Source organism: Streptomyces acidicola (genome assembly GCF_009377235.1).
Classification (GTDB): domain Bacteria; phylum Actinomycetota; class Actinomycetes; order Streptomycetales; family Streptomycetaceae; genus Streptomyces; species Streptomyces acidicola.
On sequence record NZ_VMNX01000068.1, the window covers coordinates 22,909 to 40,814 of the forward strand.

At 71.7% G+C, this 17,906-nt stretch carries 12 protein-coding genes; 7 read left to right on the plus strand and 5 right to left on the minus strand.

Translation table 11 applies throughout. The annotated features are described in order from the left end of the window. Positions 1-83: 83 nt before the first annotated feature. Positions 84-1,715: a M23 family metallopeptidase gene (locus FPZ41_RS19470; RefSeq protein WP_322620439.1), complete on the minus strand. Its 1,632-nt coding sequence runs from the start codon at positions 1,713-1,715 to the stop codon at positions 84-86. Positions 1,716-2,000: 285 nt separating this feature from the next. Then, positions 2,001-2,894: an esterase/lipase family protein gene (locus tag FPZ41_RS19475; RefSeq protein ID WP_152864331.1), complete on the minus strand. Its 894-nt coding sequence runs from the start codon at positions 2,892-2,894 to the stop codon at positions 2,001-2,003. Positions 2,895-3,585: 691 nt separating this feature from the next. Here FPZ41_RS19475 and FPZ41_RS19480 point away from each other — a divergent pair. Beyond that, the gene (locus FPZ41_RS19480; protein WP_131564477.1) at positions 3,586-4,002 is read left to right on the plus strand and encodes a cobalamin B12-binding domain-containing protein; all 417 of its coding nucleotides are present in this window, start codon (positions 3,586-3,588) and stop codon (positions 4,000-4,002) included. 104 nt (positions 4,003-4,106) lie between these two features. On the opposite strand, the gene FPZ41_RS19485 is transcribed toward FPZ41_RS19480, so the two are convergent. After that, positions 4,107-5,714: a DUF5691 domain-containing protein gene (locus tag FPZ41_RS19485; protein WP_152864309.1), complete on the minus strand. Its 1,608-nt coding sequence runs from the start codon at positions 5,712-5,714 to the stop codon at positions 4,107-4,109. 182 nt (positions 5,715-5,896) lie between these two features. Next, positions 5,897-7,252 (minus strand): SWIM zinc finger family protein, encoded by a 1,356-nt coding sequence (locus tag FPZ41_RS19490; RefSeq protein WP_152864311.1) that lies wholly within the window; start codon positions 7,250-7,252, stop codon positions 5,897-5,899. 143 nt (positions 7,253-7,395) lie between these two features. Here FPZ41_RS19490 and FPZ41_RS19495 point away from each other — a divergent pair, with 143 nt between their 5' ends. The 6 genes from FPZ41_RS19495 (at position 7,396) to sucD (ending at position 16,641) form a co-directional block, all read left to right on the plus strand. Next, positions 7,396-8,595 (plus strand): ATP-binding protein, encoded by a 1,200-nt coding sequence (locus FPZ41_RS19495; RefSeq protein WP_152864313.1) that lies wholly within the window; start codon positions 7,396-7,398, stop codon positions 8,593-8,595. A 121-nt stretch (positions 8,596-8,716) separates the two neighbouring features. Then, the gene (locus tag FPZ41_RS19500) at positions 8,717-11,131 is read left to right on the plus strand and encodes a DUF5682 family protein (RefSeq protein WP_322620440.1); all 2,415 of its coding nucleotides are present in this window, start codon (positions 8,717-8,719) and stop codon (positions 11,129-11,131) included. Next, positions 11,128-12,318: a VWA domain-containing protein gene (locus FPZ41_RS19505; protein ID WP_152864315.1), complete on the plus strand. Its 1,191-nt coding sequence runs from the start codon at positions 11,128-11,130 to the stop codon at positions 12,316-12,318. Before FPZ41_RS19500 ends, FPZ41_RS19505 begins: the two co-directional genes overlap by 4 nt. Before the next feature lie 410 nt (positions 12,319-12,728). Next, positions 12,729-13,715, plus strand: a complete 987-nt coding sequence (locus FPZ41_RS49535) for a hypothetical protein (RefSeq protein ID WP_152864317.1) — start codon at positions 12,729-12,731, stop codon at positions 13,713-13,715. A gap of 838 nt (positions 13,716-14,553) precedes the next feature. Beyond that, positions 14,554-15,735, plus strand: a complete 1,182-nt coding sequence (gene sucC / locus FPZ41_RS19515; RefSeq protein ID WP_322620441.1) for an ADP-forming succinate--CoA ligase subunit beta — start codon at positions 14,554-14,556, stop codon at positions 15,733-15,735. 21 nt (positions 15,736-15,756) lie between these two features. Continuing rightward, positions 15,757-16,641 (plus strand): succinate--CoA ligase subunit alpha, encoded by an 885-nt coding sequence (sucD, locus tag FPZ41_RS19520; RefSeq protein WP_131564465.1) that lies wholly within the window; start codon positions 15,757-15,759, stop codon positions 16,639-16,641. Positions 16,642-16,747: 106 nt separating this feature from the next. Here sucD and FPZ41_RS19525 read toward each other — a convergent pair whose 3' ends face one another. Continuing rightward, the gene (locus FPZ41_RS19525) at positions 16,748-17,749 is read right to left on the minus strand and encodes an RNA polymerase subunit sigma-70 (RefSeq protein ID WP_322620442.1); all 1,002 of its coding nucleotides are present in this window, start codon (positions 17,747-17,749) and stop codon (positions 16,748-16,750) included. Between the last annotated feature and the right edge of the window lie 157 nt (positions 17,750-17,906).

A 17,906-nucleotide genomic window follows, 5' to 3' on the forward strand; every position in this document is an offset into this window, starting at 1 on the left:
ACACGAATCGGGCCCCTGCTGAGCAGGGGCCCGATTGTGTGCTTGCTTGTGTTTGCGGGATGTCGGGGCTCGCGGCGCTCGAGCTACGTCGGGTCGAGCCCGTGGCTGCGCAGCCACGCCAGCGGGTCTATCGCCGAGCCACCCCCGGGCCGTACCTCCAAGTGCAGGTGCGGGCCCGTCGAGTTGCCCGAATTGCCGGAGAACGCGATCACGTCACCCGCCTTCACCGCCGTACCCGAGGGGATCTTGTACGTGGAGAGGTGGCAGTACCACACCTCCGTACCGTCCTTGGCGGTCAGGATGACCATGTTGCCGTAGGCGCTGTTCCACTGGGTCCGTATGACGCCATCGGCCGCCGCCATCACCGGCGTGCCGTACGACACCGGGAAGTCGATGCCGGTGTGCGTGGACATCCAGTTGATGCCGGACTGCCCGTAGTACGCGCTGAGCCCCCTCTGTGCGACCGGGAGCGCGAACTTCGGCCGCAGGCGCTCCTTGCGCGCCGCCTCCGCCGCTGCCTGCCTCTGTTCGGCCTCCTGCTGGGCCTTGAGGTCGATGCGCTCCTGGGTCCGGCTCGCCCGGTCGGCGAAGTCGTCAGCCCCGGCAGAGAGGCTTTCGAGCTGTGTGTCGAGCTTGTTGTTGGCGGTGGACGGCTTGACCGCGACCGCTTCCGACGCACTGGCCGTCGTCCTGTTGACGTCGTCGTCCGCACCGCCCACGGAGGCGGCGGCGATCCCCGCGACGCCCATGACGCACGCGGACGGAACGGCGACGGTCAGTACGGCGGAACGCTTCGCCGGAGCGCGACGCCGCGAGCGCGCGGCCGCGCGGGCCGCCGCCCGGCCGGAGCCGGCGGAGGCGCCGGCCGCCGCTGCGGCGACAGCAGTCCCGGACGCGGCCTCTTCCTCGTCCTCCAGCAGCGTGGAACGGCCTGTTCCGTGCGCCTCGGTGTCGTCGGCCCCCTCGAACTCGCCCTCCATGACGGCGGGTTGTCCGTCGTCGTAGGGGTTGACCTGCTCGAAGGCCGCGGTCGCCTGCTGGTCGAAGGTGTCGGGGGAGGGGTGCTCGTACCCGTCGGCCGGTGTCTGCTGCTCGTACCCCTCGTACGACTCATGGCCGTTCGCGTCGTGATCGCCGGAGGTTCCGTCGCTGTTCCACTGCGTGGCGTCGTAGGCGCCCGTGTCGAAGTACTGCCCGTCCGTCCACTGCTGGGTCTGGTCGGGCTGTCCCAACTCGCTTGCCTGGACGCGCTGTTCGGCCTGCGTCCACCCGTTCGAGTCCCACTGCCCGGATGCTTCGGGGCTCTGGGGCTGCGCGGGGATCTCGCCCAGGTTCTGGTAACCCGCCGTCCAGCCGGTGGCGTCGTAGCCGCCCGTGTCGTAGGCGGCCTGGTGCTCCTGGTGCTGGCCCGCGTACGGGTCGTGGTTCAGCGTCTGGTGGCTGCCCGTGGACCACTGTGAGGAGTCGTACGAGCCCGTCGCGCCGTCGCCCGGCATATTGCCGAAGAGGGGGTCGGTCTCGAAGGTCGCGGTCGCGAAGCCCGGGTCGGCGGTGGTGTGGTGACCGGTGTCAAAACCGGTGGCACCGTAGCTGTCATACGTGGTGAAGTCGCCGTACGAGGCTTCCTGGTGGCCGTACGACGCGTAATGCGCCGAGGTGGCATCGGAAGCCGGAGCCGGGGGAGTCACAGTCCCCGACGGGTGACGATCGTTCACCAACTTCTCTTTCGCCTCGACAACAGGGGCTGGCAGAGCAGTGCGGCGACTGTACCCGGCGGTGCGCGGGCGCGACAATCTTCAACGGGTTTCGGGCTCGCAGGAAACGGGCATTCGAGCGCCTTTCGGTGGACCATGGACTGAGCCTTGGCTTTGTGTTCGATGAATGTTCGAAATTGCACGGCGAGATCGAGACTGTCGAATGACTGCGCCGGTCGTCGTTCGGGTGGCGGGTCGCCGCTCGACTCGACTGGTTCTGCCGGATTTTCAGCTGACTTTGAGCGATTACGCCACGGTCAGGCCTCCTGTGGGGGCTTCCGGCCCTCCGGTGGGCCCGTGGACCGTCTCGGGTGTCGTCTCGTCGAGGTCGAGTGCCTGCCGAATCCCTGCGGCGACGGCGGGGTGTACGAGCATGGCGAGGTGCCCGATGCCGCTCACCCGCACGTTCTGAGCGAGCAGGTCCGGATGGTCGACGCAGGCGGTCTCCAGCGGGTCCATCAGGTGGTCGAGATCGCTCCAGAAGGCCACGAACTGCGTACGGCAGCCCGGCGCCGGCTCGCGCAACTCCTCCAGCACCGGTGAGCCGGGGCGCATCTGGCGCACGACGGGATGTGCGTCGGCCAGCGGTGCTACACGCGTGCCCCCGTGCGGGGTGCCGAGTGTGACGACCGTGCGCACACGCGCATCGCCGCCGAGTCGCTGTACGTAGTACCGCGCTATGAGTCCGCCGAGGCTGTGCCCGACGATGTCCACCCGCTCACAGTCCGTGCGCTCGCAGATCTCCTCCACGCGGCGGCCGAGCGCCGCGGCGGCGGTGCGGATGTCGCAGGTGAGGGGCGAGTAGTTGAGCGACTCGATCTGCCGCCGGCCGTGCTGGGTGAGGGAGCGGCGCAACAGGACGAACACGGACCGGTTGTCGATGAACCCGTGCAACAGGACGACCGGGGGTTTGACCTCGGTCGGCAGGGGAGCGGTGGTGGTGTCACCGGGGGGCGAAGGGGCGGGAACGGAACGGCGCTCCTGCGCGATCCCGGACGGGTAGAGGAGCAGATGCCCCGCGAGGACCGCGAACTCCAGGGCGGTCGCCTTCAGGAGGGCCACTGACAGCCCTGCCAGTTTGACGGGCCACAGGCGCTGGCAGAACGGTAGTAAGGGCAGTGCTCCCCAGGTGACCTTCATGGCCGACCTCCCGTCGGCACTCGGGAGGACGTCCCTGTCCCCCATGTGCCCTCATGGTGAGCCGCCGTGGAGGTGGGTGACGGTGCGAGTGCGGCGTGGGCGACGCTGGGGCGCCGGTGTCGCGTCGAGGGCCTTTGCCGTGCCGGCGACGCGACGCCCTGCCGTGCTCACGGCACAGGCTGTCCCGGACTCCGTACGACCTCGATTCCTCGCTTTCGTGCTCGTGCCATCGCCGAAGCGCCTCACCACCGCTGCCGTCTCCCGCCGGTACGGCGGTGGTGCGGCCACCTCGTGGCGGCTCTCCTTGCGCACGATCCGCCCGTGACGCCCGTTTCCCGGGGCCGTGCGGCCTGGTGGCCGCCCGTCTCGGTGACGCGTGTGCCGCGGAACCCGGAACCTTGCGCTGTGAACGTGTCCCTGTGTGTGATTTCCCCCTCGGTCCGCACCGCGAAACTGCCGGTTGCGGGATGCTGGCGATAACGTTCGTTCACTTTCCCGGCCGGTGCGGTGCGGGGCCTGTGCCCGCAGCCGCGTCAGTCGCGGTAGGTGGCGGTATGTAGCGATATGTGCGGTGTGCATGCTGTACGGGCGGTCGGTACGGTTTGTGACAGTACGTACTGTGATGGTTCGTCTGCCGTGTGTGTCGTGACGTTCGGTACGGGTTCGGTGCAGTCGTTTGATGGAGGCAGTGATGGGTGTGGCAGCCGGTCCGATCCGTGTGGTGGTGGCCAAGCCGGGGCTCGACGGCCACGATCGAGGGGCCAAGGTGATTGCGCGGGCGCTGCGCGACGCCGGTATGGAGGTCATCTACACCGGCCTCCACCAGACACCGGAGCAGATCGTCGACACCGCGATCCAGGAGGACGCCGACGCGATCGGCCTCTCCATCCTCTCCGGCGCCCACAACACGCTGTTCGCAGCCGTCATCCGGCTCCTCAAGGAGCGGGACGCGGAGGACATCAAGGTCTTCGGCGGCGGCATCATCCCCGAGGCCGACATCCCGCCCCTGAAGGAGATGGGCGTCGCCGAGATCTTCACCCCCGGCGCCACCACTGCCTCGATCGTGGACTGGGTCCGCGCGAACGTACGGCAGCCGGCGGAGGCGTAGGTCCCCGGCCTCCCGGCGAGCGGTCCCCACAGAGGGTGGCCGCCCGCCGTGACGGCATGGCCGCCCCCGCCGCGGCCGCGGAGAAGTCCGGCGCCTCGGCGGGGTCAGCTCCTCAACTCCTCCTCCATCGCCGCGCGCAGACGCAACGTCGTCACGAGGCGTTGGAAGGCCTCGGACCAGTACCCGCCGGCACCCGGAGACGCATCCTCCTGCTCCTCGGGGGTGGCCGTCAGGGCATCCAGACGTGCCGCCTCCGCAGGGGACAGGCAGCGCTCGGCGAGTCCCATCACGCCGCTGAAGCTCCAGGGGTAACTACCGGCGTCCCGCGCGATGTTCAGCGCGTCCACCACCGCGCCGCCCAGAGCCGGCGCCCACGGCACAGCACAGACCCCGAGCAACTGGAACGCCTCCGACAGTCCGTGCGCCGCGATGAACCCCGCCACCCACTCCGCCCGCTCACCGGCATCCAGCGTCCCCAGGAGCTTGGCCCGCTCGGCCAGCGACACCGCCCCGGGGCCGGCGGCCTCGGTAGCGGACGGCGAACCCAGGAGCGCCCTGGACCAGCCGGCGTCCCCCTGCCGCACCGCCGCCCGGCACCACGCCGCGTTCAGCTCCCCCTGCCAGTCGTCCGCCACCGGCAAGGCCACGATCTCCTCCGGTGAACGTCCCCCGAGCCGCGCCGACCACGCCGCCAGTGGTGTCGCCTCCACCAACTGGCCCAGCCACCAGGACCGTTCACCCCTCCCCGCCGGAGCCTTGGGCGCCACCCCGTCGCGCTCCATGCCCGCGTCGCACTCGTGCGGCGCCTCCACCACGATCGTGGGTACGTCCCGCGTACGGTCGACGGCCACGCACGCCGCCGCACGGTCCGCCATCCGCGCGGCGAGCGCCGAACCCGGCAGCGCGGACAGCAGCTCCGCAGCCGTCGCCCGCACGTTCCGGCTGCGGTCCGTCAACGCCCGCTCCAGGAACGGCTCGTCGTCCGAGCCCAGCCCCGTACGCAGGGAATCGAGGAACATGAGCCTGTCCTCGGCCCGCTCCGTCGCCCATGTCGTCTCCAGCAACTCGCGTGCGGCCGCGGGCTCCTGTGCCCGTATCCCCGTCAGGAGCGCCACCCGCTCCGCGAACAGCCCCTCCTGCCACAGCCGTCGGATCCGGTCGGCTTCCTGGGGGCCCGGCAGATCGGCGCCACCACCCGGTGCGGCCCGCAGAGCGAAACGCCAGTCCGGGTTCAGCCGGGCCAGCCACAGCGCGCGCGGGCCCGCGAAGGCCAGGGCCGCCGGGCGCAGGTCGGTACGGCCCCGTGCCGTGTCCAGCAAGGCGGGCAGCGCCTCGGGAGGTGCCGCCAACCCGCACGCGTTCGCCAGCGCCAGCCACTGCGGCAGCAACTCCATGAGGTCGGGCGCCGTTCCTCTGCGTCCCCCGCCTCCCGCGCCGGGCCGATCAGCCAGCAACTGCGCGAGCCTGCGCGCCGCGGCCGGCGGCAGCGGCGGACGCGGATCAGGTGCGGCGGGCTCCGGACGCACCGCCGCCCGCGCGGGCCGCACCCCCGCCCTCCGTCGCACGGTCTCCACCGCCGCCGCGTCCAACAACGCCACCGGCGCCTCCCGCCCGGCGGCCGGGCCGGGAGCCGGGCGCCGATCGGTCCCGAGCAGGGCGACGGTCACGAGCTCTTCCCATGCGTTCCGCGGAGGAGCCGAGGTGCTGTTCATGAGGGTTCCTTCCGTCCGTGTTTCTTTGTGCGGCTGGTTCCGCTGGTTCCGCTCGTTCGGCTGGTTCCGCTGGTTCGGCAGGAGGCCGGCCAGGTCCTGGAGACGCTGGAGCGGACGAGCCGGGTGCGGGTCACACCCGGCTCGTCACGCGCCGGCTCACCTCACGCGGCCACTCATCTCCCTCAGCACAGCCCCACCGCGTCTCCCGCCCCCTCCGGCCAAGCCGTCAGTGGGGTGAAGCCGTGGTGACCGCACTCGCCGAAGACCGTGACGGGTGCGCCGCCCGAGAGAGCGACGAGGCGCCACAGGCCGGGCCGGGAGCGGGCGGAGAGAGACAAGGGGAGGGCCATGTCGCCGTCCGCGTCGGACAGTTGCCAGGAGTCGCCGTCCGGGGCCGGGACGACCCTGGACAGGGTGACCGGGACCGAGTCCAGCCACGGGTCGTCGCGCAGCGCCTCGCCGTAGCGGGCAGCGGCCTGAGCCGGGGTCACCCCCGGCGGTCGTACCGCCGCGGGCTCCGGCGCGGTGAACCGCTGGCCGAGAGAGGCCCGCAACTGCCCCGCACCCGGATACGACGACACCTCCGCCTCGAAGGCGAGCCCCATCGGCAGCGTCAACTCCGGCGGGCGGCCGGCCGCGCCGTAGGAGAGGAGCAGTGCCGTACGCCCGGACTCGGCGCCGTACAGCCAGATCCGGCGCGTGGTCAGGCGGGCGTCCGCCGTGTCGTACTGGGCGAGGACCAGCCAGTGGTCGCGCACCGGGGGGCCGTCAGCCGAGCCGGGCAGGCCGACCCGGGAACGGACCGTCGCCGCGAGGCCGTCCGGCAGGCGCTCACGCCGCAGCCAGCCCTGGTCGAGGAGGTGGAGCAGCGCGCACTCCTCCAGCAACCGCACCGGCCAGCCGGGCCCCGAGCCCGGTATCGCCCCCAGCTCCCGCACCCGCGCGGCCAGTCCGGGCGCCTGGGCGTCGACCATGCGGGCCGCGGTCTCCTCCCACAGCCCGTACCCCGCCTGCTCGGCCGCCGCCAGACCGCCCCGCAACAGGTCCGACAACCGCTGCTCCAGCTCCGTCGCCCCCGCGGTGATCCGCTCGGCGCGCCGCTCCGCCCTGCGGCGCGCCGCCTCCGGATCACCTGACGTGCCCCCAGATTCCGCGCCCGTCGTCGTCCTCTTCTCCTCCGCGCGCCGCCGGCGCCCGGTGATCCACTGCTCCGCCCAGTCCGGCGGCTGGGCACGCGCCACCGATCCGTCGTCGCCCGCCCAGAGCAACAGCAGCCCCAGCGCGTGCTTGCACGGGAACTTGCGGCTCGGACAACTGCACTTGTACGCGGGCCCACTGGAGTCCGCGACGTCGATGACCGTCTGATACGGCTTGCTGCCACTGCCCTTGCACAGTCCCCACACCGTCCCCTCGTCAGAACTGCCCGCCTCCGACCACGGCCCGGCCGCGCCGAGTTTGCTTCCCGCTTTGCGCGACGCGGCGTCAGGCGCCAATGCCAGCACCTGCTCAGCCGTCCAGCGCACCCCCTGCTGAGTCATGTCATCGAAGGTAGGACCCACCACTGACAATCGACCTCTGCGGCACGTTTCCGCAGGTCAGAACGCATTGTCAGTGGTGTGGTGCACGGTGGACACCAGATCCGAACCGGCCGGAGGCGGCCGGGCTGGAGGGGGACTCAGTCATGCCTGTTTCCGTTGACCCGACGTCCGTCGACGAGCACCAGAACCCGTCCGCGCCCGCGAACACGCACGCGGACCCGGGCGCCCGCACGAGCGGGCACACGCCCGCGGAACAGACCGATGCCGAGGCGCTGCGCCCGCACGCCGAGCACGCCTTCGCCGTGGAGCTCGCCGCGCTGGCCGCGCAGGACGACCGGCCGCGCCCGACCCGCTGGAAGCTGTCGCCGTGGGCCGTGGCGACGTACCTGCTCGGCGGCACGCTGCCGGACGGCACGGTGATCACGCCGAAGTACGTGGGCCCGCGCCGCATCGTCGAGGTCGCCGTCACCACGCTCGCCACCGACCGAGCCCTGCTCCTCCTCGGCGTGCCCGGCACGGCGAAGACGTGGGTGTCCGAGCACCTCGCCGCAGCCGTCAGCGGCGACTCGACGCTGCTGGTGCAGGGAACCGCGGGCACGCCGGAGGAGGCGATCCGCTACGGCTGGAACTACGCGCAGCTGCTCGCCCACGGCCCCAGCCGCGACGCGCTCGTGCCGAGCCCGGTCATGCGCGCCATGGCCGAGGGCATGACCGCCCGCGTCGAGGAGCTGACCCGCGTCCCCGCCGACGTCCAGGACTCATTGATCACCATCCTGTCCGAGAAGACGCTGCCCATACCGGAGTTGGGGCAGGAGGTGCAGGCCGTCCGCGGCTTCAACCTGATCGCCACGGCCAACGACCGCGACCGCGGGGTCAACGAGCTGTCCAGTGCCCTGCGCCGCCGCTTCAACACGGTGGTTCTGCCACTGCCGGAGAGCGCCGATGCCGAGGTGGACATCGTCTCGCGCCGCGTCGACCAGATCGGCCGCTCCCTAGACCTGCCCGCCGCACCCGACGGCATCGACGAGATCCGCAGGGTCGTCACGGTCTTCCGTGAACTGCGCGACGGCATGACGACCGACGGCCGCACGAAGCTGAAGTCGCCCAGCGGCACGCTGTCAACAGCGGAGGCCATCTCCGTCGTCACCAGCGGACTCGCCCTGGCGGCCCACTTCGGCGACGGCGTCCTGCGCGCCTCGGACGTCGCCGCCGGCATCCTCGGCGCCGTCGTCCGCGACCCGGCGGCCGACCGCGTCATCTGGCAGGAGTACCTGGAGGCGGTCGTGCGCGAGCGCGACGGCTGGGCGGACTTCTACCGGGCCTGCCGGGAGGTGAGCGCGTGAGCAGGTTTCAGATGGTGAGCGCGTGCCCCCGGCCCGGCTCTGGAGGCGAGGGGACCGGTTCGGGCGACTTCGGCTGGGGATTTGGTCCGGACGACTCCGACTGGGGATTCTGGAGGACCATGTGACCGGCGTCGAGGGGGTACTGCCGCGAGAGCGGGCGTACGGTGACGGGCCGCTGCTGCTCGGTGTCCGGCACCACGGTCCGGGGTCGGCACGGGCGGTGCGGGCCGCGCTGGAGGCGGCGCGCCCGCAGGTCGTCCTCATCGAGGGGCCACCGGAGGCGGACGCCCTGATCCCGCTCGCCGCCGACGAGGACATGCGACCTCCGGTCGCCCTCCTCGCCCACGCGGTGGACGAGCCCGGCCGCTCGGCCTTCTGGCCGCTGGCCGAGTTCTCCCCGGAGTGGGTGGCCATCCGCTGGGCCCTGGAGCACCAGGTCCCGGCCCGCTTCATCGACCTCCCGGCGACCCACACGCTGGCGTGGGGCAAGGATGAGCCTTCGGAGCCCACCGAGCCCACCGAGCCCACCGAGGCCACCGAGGCCACTGAGACCGTCACGCCTGCGGAAGCCCTCCGCGTGGATCCGCTCGCGGCCCTCGCCGAGGCCGCCGGGTACGACGACCCCGAGCGGTGGTGGGAGGACGTCGTCGAGCACAGGGGCACGGGTGGGGACGTGTTCGCACCGTTCGCGGTGCTCGGGGAGGCCATGGGGGCGCTGCGGGAGGCGTACGGGACCGGTGGTCATGACCGGGACCTGGTGCGGGAGGCATACATGCGGCTCCAGATGAGGGCCGCGCAGAAGGAGGCCGGAGACGGGGTCGCCGTGGTGTGCGGTGCGTGGCACGTGCCCGCGCTGTGGGAGAAGCACACCGTCGCAGCCGACCGGGCGCTGTTGAAGGGGCTGCCCAAGGTCAGGGCCGACATGACGTGGGTGCCGTGGACGCACCGGAGGCTGTCCCGGGTCAGCGGGTACGGCGCGGGCATCGACTCGCCGGGCTGGTACGGGCACCTGTTCGGCGCGCCCGACCGCCCCGTCGAGCGGTGGATGACCAAGGTGGCCGGGCTGCTGCGCGAGGAGGACCGGATCGTCTCGTCGGCGCACGTCATCGAGGCGGTACGGCTCGCCGAGACGCTGGCGGCGATGCGAGGGCGCCCGCTGCCGGGCCTCACCGAGGCCACCGACGCCGTGCGGGCGGTGATGTGCGAGGGCTCGGACGTGCCGCTGGGCCTCGTGCACGACCGGCTGGTCGTCGGGGACGTATTGGGGGAGGTGCCCGAGGCGGCGCCGGCGGTGCCGTTGCAGCGGGACCTCGCGCGGATCCAGCGGAAGCTGCGGCTCAAGCCGGAGGCGCTGGAGCGGGAGTTGGAGCTCGACCTGCGCAAGGAGAACGACGCCGAGCGCAGCCTCCTCCTGCACCGGCTGAGGCTGCTCCGCATCGAGTGGGGCGAGCCCACGGCCTCGCGCGGCAGCACGGGCACGTTCCGGGAGACCTGGCGGCTGCGCTGGGAGCCGGAGTTGTCGGTGCGGGTGGCCGAGGCCGGGGTGTGGGGCACGACGGTGCTCTCGGCCGCGACCGCCAAGGCCGAAGCGGACGCCGTGGCCGCGCAGTCGCTCGCCGACGTCACCGGGCTCGCCGAGCGCTGCCTCCTCGCCGAACTCCCGGACGCCCTCCCCGTGGTGATGCGGGCCCTCGCCGACCGTGCCGCGCTCGACGCGGACGTCGGCCACCTCGCCCAGGCACTCCCCGCCCTGGTCCGTTCCCTCCGCTACGGCGACGTCCGCGCCACGGACACGCACGCTCTCGCCGAGGTCGCGGCCGGACTCGCCGAGCGTGTGTTCGTCGGCCTCCCGCCCGCATGTGCCGCGCTCGACGCGGAGGCGGCGGAGGAGATGCGACGCCATGTGGACGCGGTGCACGGCGCGGTGGCGCTGCTGGGCGAGACCGTTTCGGAGGCGCACGGCGACCTGCGGGCCCGTTGGCACTCCGTGCTGCACGTCCTCTGCGGACGCGACACCGTTCCCGGTGTCATCCGAGGCCGGGCCGTACGGCTCCTCCTGGACGACGGGGAGCTGGCGCAGGACGACGCCGCACGGCTCATGGCGCTGGTGCTGTCGCCGGGGACGGCGCCGGGGGACGCTGCCGCCTGGATCGAGGGGTTCGTCGGGGGCGGGGCCGGCGGCGGCATGCTGCTGGTGCACGACGAGCGGCTGCTCGGGCTGGTGGACGCATGGCTGACCGGGGTGCCGCAGGAGGCGTTCACCGACGTACTGCCCTTGCTGCGGCGGACGTTCTCGGCGTACGAGCCCGGGGTGCGGCGAACCCTCGGCGAGCTGGTCCGACGCGGGCCGGGAGCACGGACGGGTGCCGCGGCCGCCGGTTCCGGGATACCGGGCTTCGCCACCGAGCTCGACACCGACCGGGCGGACGCCGTGCTGCCGGTGCTGCGTCTGCTGCTGGGGCTGGACGAGGCGGACACGAGCGACGGCGCCGGCATCACGACGGGCATCAACGACCTCGCGGGGGTGGGCCGATGAGTACCGAAACGACGAACGGGACAGCGGTGACGGATCAGTCGGCCGACGGCCAGGAGCGGCTGCGGCGGTGGCGGCTCGTGCTGGGCGGTGGCGCGGCCGACGGGACCGGGCGCGCGCTCTCCGGGCGGGACGCGGCCATGGACGGTGCGCTCACCGCTCTCTACGGGAAGGGCGACAAACCGCAGTCGGGACGCGAGCGTTCCGCCGGGCTCGGGGCGTCGGCGCCGTCCGTGGCGCGCTGGCTCGGGGACATCCGGACGTACTTCCCCTCGTCCGTCGTGCAGGTCATGCAGCGGGACGCCATCGACCGGCTCGGGCTGTCCACGCTGCTGCTGGAGCCGGAGATGCTTCAGGCGGTGGAGGCCGACGTGCACCTCGTCGGCACGTTGCTCTCGCTCAACAAGGCGATGCCCGAGACGACCAAGGAGACCGCGCGGGCCGTGGTGCGCAAGGTCGTCGAGGACCTCGAGAAGCGGCTCGCCACCCGCACGCGGGCCACCCTCACCGGTGCCCTCGACCGCAGCGCCCGCGTCAGCCGCCCCCGCCACCACGACATCGACTGGAACCGCACGATCGCGGCCAACCTGAAGAACTACCTGCCGGAGTACCGGACGGTGGTGCCCGAGCGGCTCATCGGGTACGGGAGGGCCTCGCAGTCGGTGAAGAAGGAGGTCATCCTCTGCATCGACCAGTCGGGCTCGATGGCGGCATCCGTCGTCTACGCGTCGGTGTTCGGGGCCGTGCTGGCGTCCATGCGGTCCATCAGCACCCGGCTCGTCGTCTTCGACACGGCCGTCGTCGACCTCACGGACCAGTTGGACGACCCGGTCGACGTCCTGTTCGGCACACAGCTCGGCGGCGGCACGGACATCAACAGGGCGCTGGCGTACTGCCAGTCGCAGATCTCCCGGCCCGCGGAGACGGTGGTCGTGCTGATCAGCGACTTGTACGAGGGCGGGATACGGAACGAGATGCTGAAGCGGGTGTCGGCGATGAAGGCGTCGGGCGTGCAGTTCGTGACGCTGCTCGCGCTCTCCGACGAAGGGGCGCCCGCGTACGACCGTGAGCACGCGGCGGCGCTCGCGGCCCTCGGGGCACCGGCGTTCGCCTGCACGCCCGACCTCTTCCCCGAGGTCATGGCGGCGGCCATCGAGAAGCGGCCCCTGCCGGTCCCTGACACGGCGTGACGTGACGAGACAGGCGGTGGAGTGTGATGAGAGATGAGAGCGGAGGAGCGGGAGGTGAAGTGCGGGAGGTGAAGTAAAGGTGACTGAGAGAACCGAGAAAGGGGACATGACTGGCCATCGGTAACGAGGGGCTTGCGCAACCTCGGGAGTCCCGTGCGAGGATCGGCAGCACCTCTTCGTACGCTTCGAACAGTTCGCCGGATGTCCGGCGCGCGCACAGCCTCGTACCGCTGGGCCTCAAGTCCCCCGCGTCCACCGTGCCGTACGCCGTCGTTCCGCTCCATGGGAGGGCTCTCCCCGTTGTGACTCCGTCAGCCGCACTGCCCGGTGCCGGTGCCGTTCTGCGCGTGACGCGCGGGGCGGCCGGGCGACGTGTGCTGCAGGTTGTGCTGTTGGTGGGAGGGTTGTTCGTGCTGGGGTTCCTCTGCGGGGAGCAGGCACACGCGGCGGACGGGACATCGCCGGAGGCGGCGACGGTCGCGGTGACCACGTCGACCGAGTCCGTTCGGTCCGCGATTCATGCTCATGCTGTTCCCGGGGAGAGCACCGCGACGAGCACGGCACCGGGCGTGGAGGACAGGGCCGAGCCAACGGTGGGAATCTCCGCTCCCAACCACCCGATAGCTCAGGCGACCGGCGTCGCCACAGGCCCTCGGACCGCCCCCACAACCACTGCCACTGCCACTGCCACTGCCACCGCCACCGCCACCGACGCGGTCGCGGCCGTCACCGGCACCGTCGGTCGTGTCGTGCGGCCGGTCGGGGAGCGGGTCGTGCGGCCCGTCGGGGAGCACGTCGTGCGGCCGGTCACCGAACAGGTCGTGCGACCCGTCGGTGATCTCGTCGAGACGGTGACCGGCGGTCCGGCGGGCGAACCCTCGGAGTTCCCGCCGCTGCCGGGCATGCCGCCACTGCCCGGTCTCCCCGAGGTGCCGTCACTGCCCGCGCTGCCCGGACTGCCGGGCCTGCCAGGGCTGCCTGGGATCCCGGCGAACATTCTGCCGATCGGTGCGGCACCTCAGCAGCCCGGCGGGGCGGTGCCCGAGCAGTCCGGCGCCGCCGAGCGAGGTGACGGTTCCGAGGCGCGGCCGGCCGCACGGGCGGAAGCCGGGTACGGACCGCGGTTCGCCGACGGCGCCGAGGCCGACGTGTCCGGGGCCCGTGTCCCCCAAGGCGTGGACACCGTACGGACGCCCCCGCACCGGGCGCCGGGCGACGAGGCCGGTGCGCTCGGCCGCCACTCCGCCGTCGACAACGGCGGGTCGCGGCACTGTGAGCCGCATGCCGTCACTCTCGATCACCGGGCGCCGCTGAGCCGCGTGCTCGGCGTCACCGCGGTCGTCGCCGCGGACGGCACCCGGGACAGGCACCGGGACATACCCGAGTTCCCCGGCTAGCGCGGCCCCTCCCCGCCAGGCCTGTAGCGCGGGGAGCGGAGCAGATCTGCCCGCTGTTCGGGCACCCCTCCGTTCCCCGGACGGACGCCACCGGAGCCGGAACGCGTCGACAGCGTCGACACCGCACCGCGACGGAGCAGTAGCCGGAACCCGCGAACCCGCCCGGAGCCCTGACCCGCACTCGGACACACAGCCGAGCCGTTGGTCCCCGCTTCCCGGACCCTTCGGCCGATCCCGCACATGCGGTGCCACCTGCCGAACGCGGAGTACAGCGCCTGACAGAGCCGCACCGACGCCCGCCCTGACAGAGACCAGGTCCGTACATACAGACGAAAGCCGTACGGACACGAGTGCGGGGCGCGCGCGGAGCGCGGCATCCCGGCGAGCCGTGCATCAGAACCAGCTCCGCCGAGAGGTATCCGGGCGGCCGAAGCCATCGGTCGTGCCGCGGGCGGTCGAAGCCGTCGGCCGTGTCCGAGCGAATTCCGGCGGAGGGCGGTGAGCGGTCCCCATTGGGGTGGGGACCACCCGCCCTGGGTCCTTCACAGCCACTGGAGGGCCATCCAGGGGCCTCACCGGGTCAACCCCAGCCCGGTGAGGCCCCGCACATGCGGCACGCCGTGCCAGTGAGGGAGGCATCATGTGACAGGTATCACCGCTCATGTGTGACCCGGAATTTAGAGGCCCCCCGGAAGCAGCGATAACCTGCGAGACGGACATGCCGCGCGCTCGGACACCGTGTGCGCTTCCCTTGTGACTCATGCGGACGTCACGTTGCCCTTCGCGGCACGCCCACGCATCCAACGAACCGCTAGATCACTGATAGGGACGGAAGCGCGTGGACCTGTTCGAGTACCAGGCGAGGGACCTCTTCGCCAAGCACGGTGTACCGGTGCTGGCCGGTGAAGTCATCGACACGCCTGAAGGGGCGCGCGAGATCACCGAGCGGCTGGGCGGCAAGTCGGTCGTCAAGGCGCAGGTGAAGGTCGGTGGTCGTGGCAAGGCCGGCGGCGTCAAGCTGGCCGCCACCCCGGACGAGGCCGTCGCGCGCGCGACGGACATCCTCGGCATGGACATCAAGGGCCACACGGTCCACAAGGTCATGATCGCCGAGACGGCTCCGGAGATCGTCGAGGAGTACTACGTCTCCTACCTCCTCGACCGCACGAACCGCACCTTCCTGGCCATGGCCTCCGTCGCCGGCGGCATGGACATCGAGGAGGTCGCCGCGACGACCCCCGAGAAGCTCGCCAAGATCCCGGTCGACTCCAACGCCGGCGTCTCCAAGGAGAAGGCACAGGAGATCGTGGCCGCGGGCCAGTTCCCGGCCGAGGTCGCCGACAAGGTCGCCGATGTCCTGGTCACCCTGTGGGACGTCTTCGTCAAGGAGGACGCCCTTCTGGTCGAGGTCAACCCGCTCGCCAAGGTCGCCTCCGGTGACGTCCTCGCCCTCGACGGCAAGGTCTCCCTGGACGCGAACGCCGAGTTCCGTCACCCGGAGTTCGAGGAGCTCGAGGACAAGGCGGCGGCCAACCCGCTGGAGGCCGCGGCCAAGGCCAAGGGCCTGAACTACGTGAAGCTCGACGGCGAGGTCGGCATCATCGGCAACGGTGCCGGTCTGGTCATGTCCACCCTCGACGTGGTCGCGTACGCCGGTGAGGCCCACAAGAACGTCAAGCCCGCCAACTTCCTCGACATCGGCGGTGGCGCCTCCGCCGAGGTCATGGCGAACGGCCTGGAGATCATCCTGGGCGACCCGGACGTCAGGTCCGTCTTCGTGAACGTCTTCGGTGGCATCACCGCCTGCGACGCCGTCGCCAACGGCATCGTGCAGGCCCTGGAGCTCCTCGCGAGCAAGGGCGAAGAGGTCACCAAGCCGCTGGTCGTGCGCCTCGACGGCAACAACGCCGAGTTGGGTCGCAAGATCCTCAACGACGCCAACCACCCGCTCGTGCAGCAGGTGGACACCATGGACGGCGCGGCCGACAAGGCCGCCGAGCTGGCTGCTGCCGCGAAGTAAGGGACGAGGTCACAGAACACCATGGCTATCTTCCTCACCAAGGAATCCAAGGTCATCGTCCAGGGCATGACCGGCTCCGAGGGCCAGAAGCACACCAAGCGCATGCTGGCCTCCGGCACGAACATCGTCGGTGGCGTGAACCCGCGCAAGGCGGGTCAGGTCGTCGACTTCGACGGCACGGAGATCCCGGTATTCGGCTCGGTCGCCGACGCGATCGAGAAGACCGGCGCCGACGTCACGGTCATCTTCGTCCCGGAGAAGTTCACCAAGGACGCCGTCGTCGAGGCCATCGACGCCGAGATCCCGCTCGCGGTCGTCATCACCGAGGGCATCGCGGTCCACGACACGGCGAGCTTCTGGGCGCACGCCCAGGCCAAGGGCAACAAGACCCGCATCATCGGCCCGAACTGCCCCGGCCTGATCACCCCGGGTCAGTCGAACGCCGGCATCATCCCGGCCGACATCACCAAGCCGGGCCGCATCGGCCTGGTCTCGAAGTCCGGCACGCTGACGTACCAGATGATGTACGAGCTGCGGGACATCGGCTTCAGCTCCTGCGTCGGCATCGGCGGTGACCCGATCATCGGCACCACCCACATCGACGCCCTCGCCGCGTTCCAGGACGACCCCGACACCGACCTGATCGTGATGATCGGTGAGATCGGTGGCGACGCCGAGGAGCGCGCGGCCGACTTCATCAAGGCCAACGTGACCAAGCCGGTCGTCGGCTACGTCGCCGGCTTCACCGCTCCCGAGGGCAAGACCATGGGGCACGCGGGCGCCATCGTCTCCGGTTCGTCGGGCACCGCCCAGGCGAAGAAGGAGGCCCTGGAGGCCGCGGGCGTCAAGGTCGGCAAGACCCCGACCGAGACGGCGAAGCTCGCGCGGGAGATCCTGGCCGGCTGACGCCTCGGTCCGAAGCCCGGTCAGGTGGGCCCGTACCCCTCGGGGGTGCGGGCCCACCGGCGTTACGCAAGGTGCCGGGGAACGGGGTGTCATCTGCTCCGGGGCGTCATCTGCTCTCCGGAGCCAGCCTCTGCGGGCCGCCTCCCGTGGTGGCCGATCTCAGTTTGGCCCGGAGATCCAGCTGGTCCTGGGAGAGCGGGCCCATGGCGCCCTTCGGCGGGATTCCCCGGATCGGAGCACCCGGGGCCACCGGCGGCTCGTAGTGGTCGGGGGCGGTGCGTACGGCGACGGCGGTCGTGCTGAGGAGGAGGGCCGCGAAGGCGGTGGCCGCGTGGATCCAGCGGCGGGCACGGCGTTCGCCGCGGCGGCGTGCGGCGAACGGGGAGCACGGCCTGACGATCCAGGGGCCCTCCCCGTTCGCGGCATCGGCGAGCCGGCGGTGCAGTTCCTCGGTGTCCGCCAGCTCCGGCAGGCGCGCGGCGACCGCCTCGCGGGCGTACAGCAGTCGGCCCGCCGCCGCGGGCGTGCTTGCCTCGGTCTCGGCGGCCGTTTCGGGCAGGTCGAGGCCGAGGCCGTCGTACAGCAGCACCGTGCGCCGGTACGGGGGCGGCAGCTTCAGGAGTACGTGGATGAGGGCGCGGTCGGTGAGGGCGGTGCCCGTCTGGTCGGGTGAGGCGGAGAGCGTGGGGGTGCGCCAGGTGTCGGTGCGCCAGAGACGGGGGCGGAGCCGGTGCCAGGGGGCGAGCGCGTACTCGTGTGCCGCGGCCCGTACCCAGCCTGTGGGGTCCCGGTCGACGGCCACCTCGGGCCAGTGCTGCCACGCGAGCTGGAAGGCGCGCTCCACCGATTCGCGGGCCAGAGCGCGCCGTCCGGTGAGCAGGTAGGTCTGCCGTACGAGGGTGGGGGCGCAGAACGCGTAGAGGGCGTCGAACGCCTGAGCGGGCGTCAGCGGGCCCGACGGGGGCGCGGGTTCGGCGGCCTCGATGGGTGTCAGTTCGTACCACTCGGCGGCCGGGAGCGAGGGCTCGGCATCCTCGGCCGACGGCTCGGTTGCGCGGGTCGACGGCTCGACCGCCTGGGTGGACGACGCTCCGGGGCTCTGTGTCACGGGTATGCCCTCCGCACTGAAAAGCACATAAACGTATCTTGAGCGACACATCCACGATTCTCCCGTTACGCGGCCAAAGCGCGTGTCGTTGGCAGCATGGGGCCGTGACGCACCTGAGCGACTCCCCCCACCCCGCCGAACCGCCCGACCCGGCGGG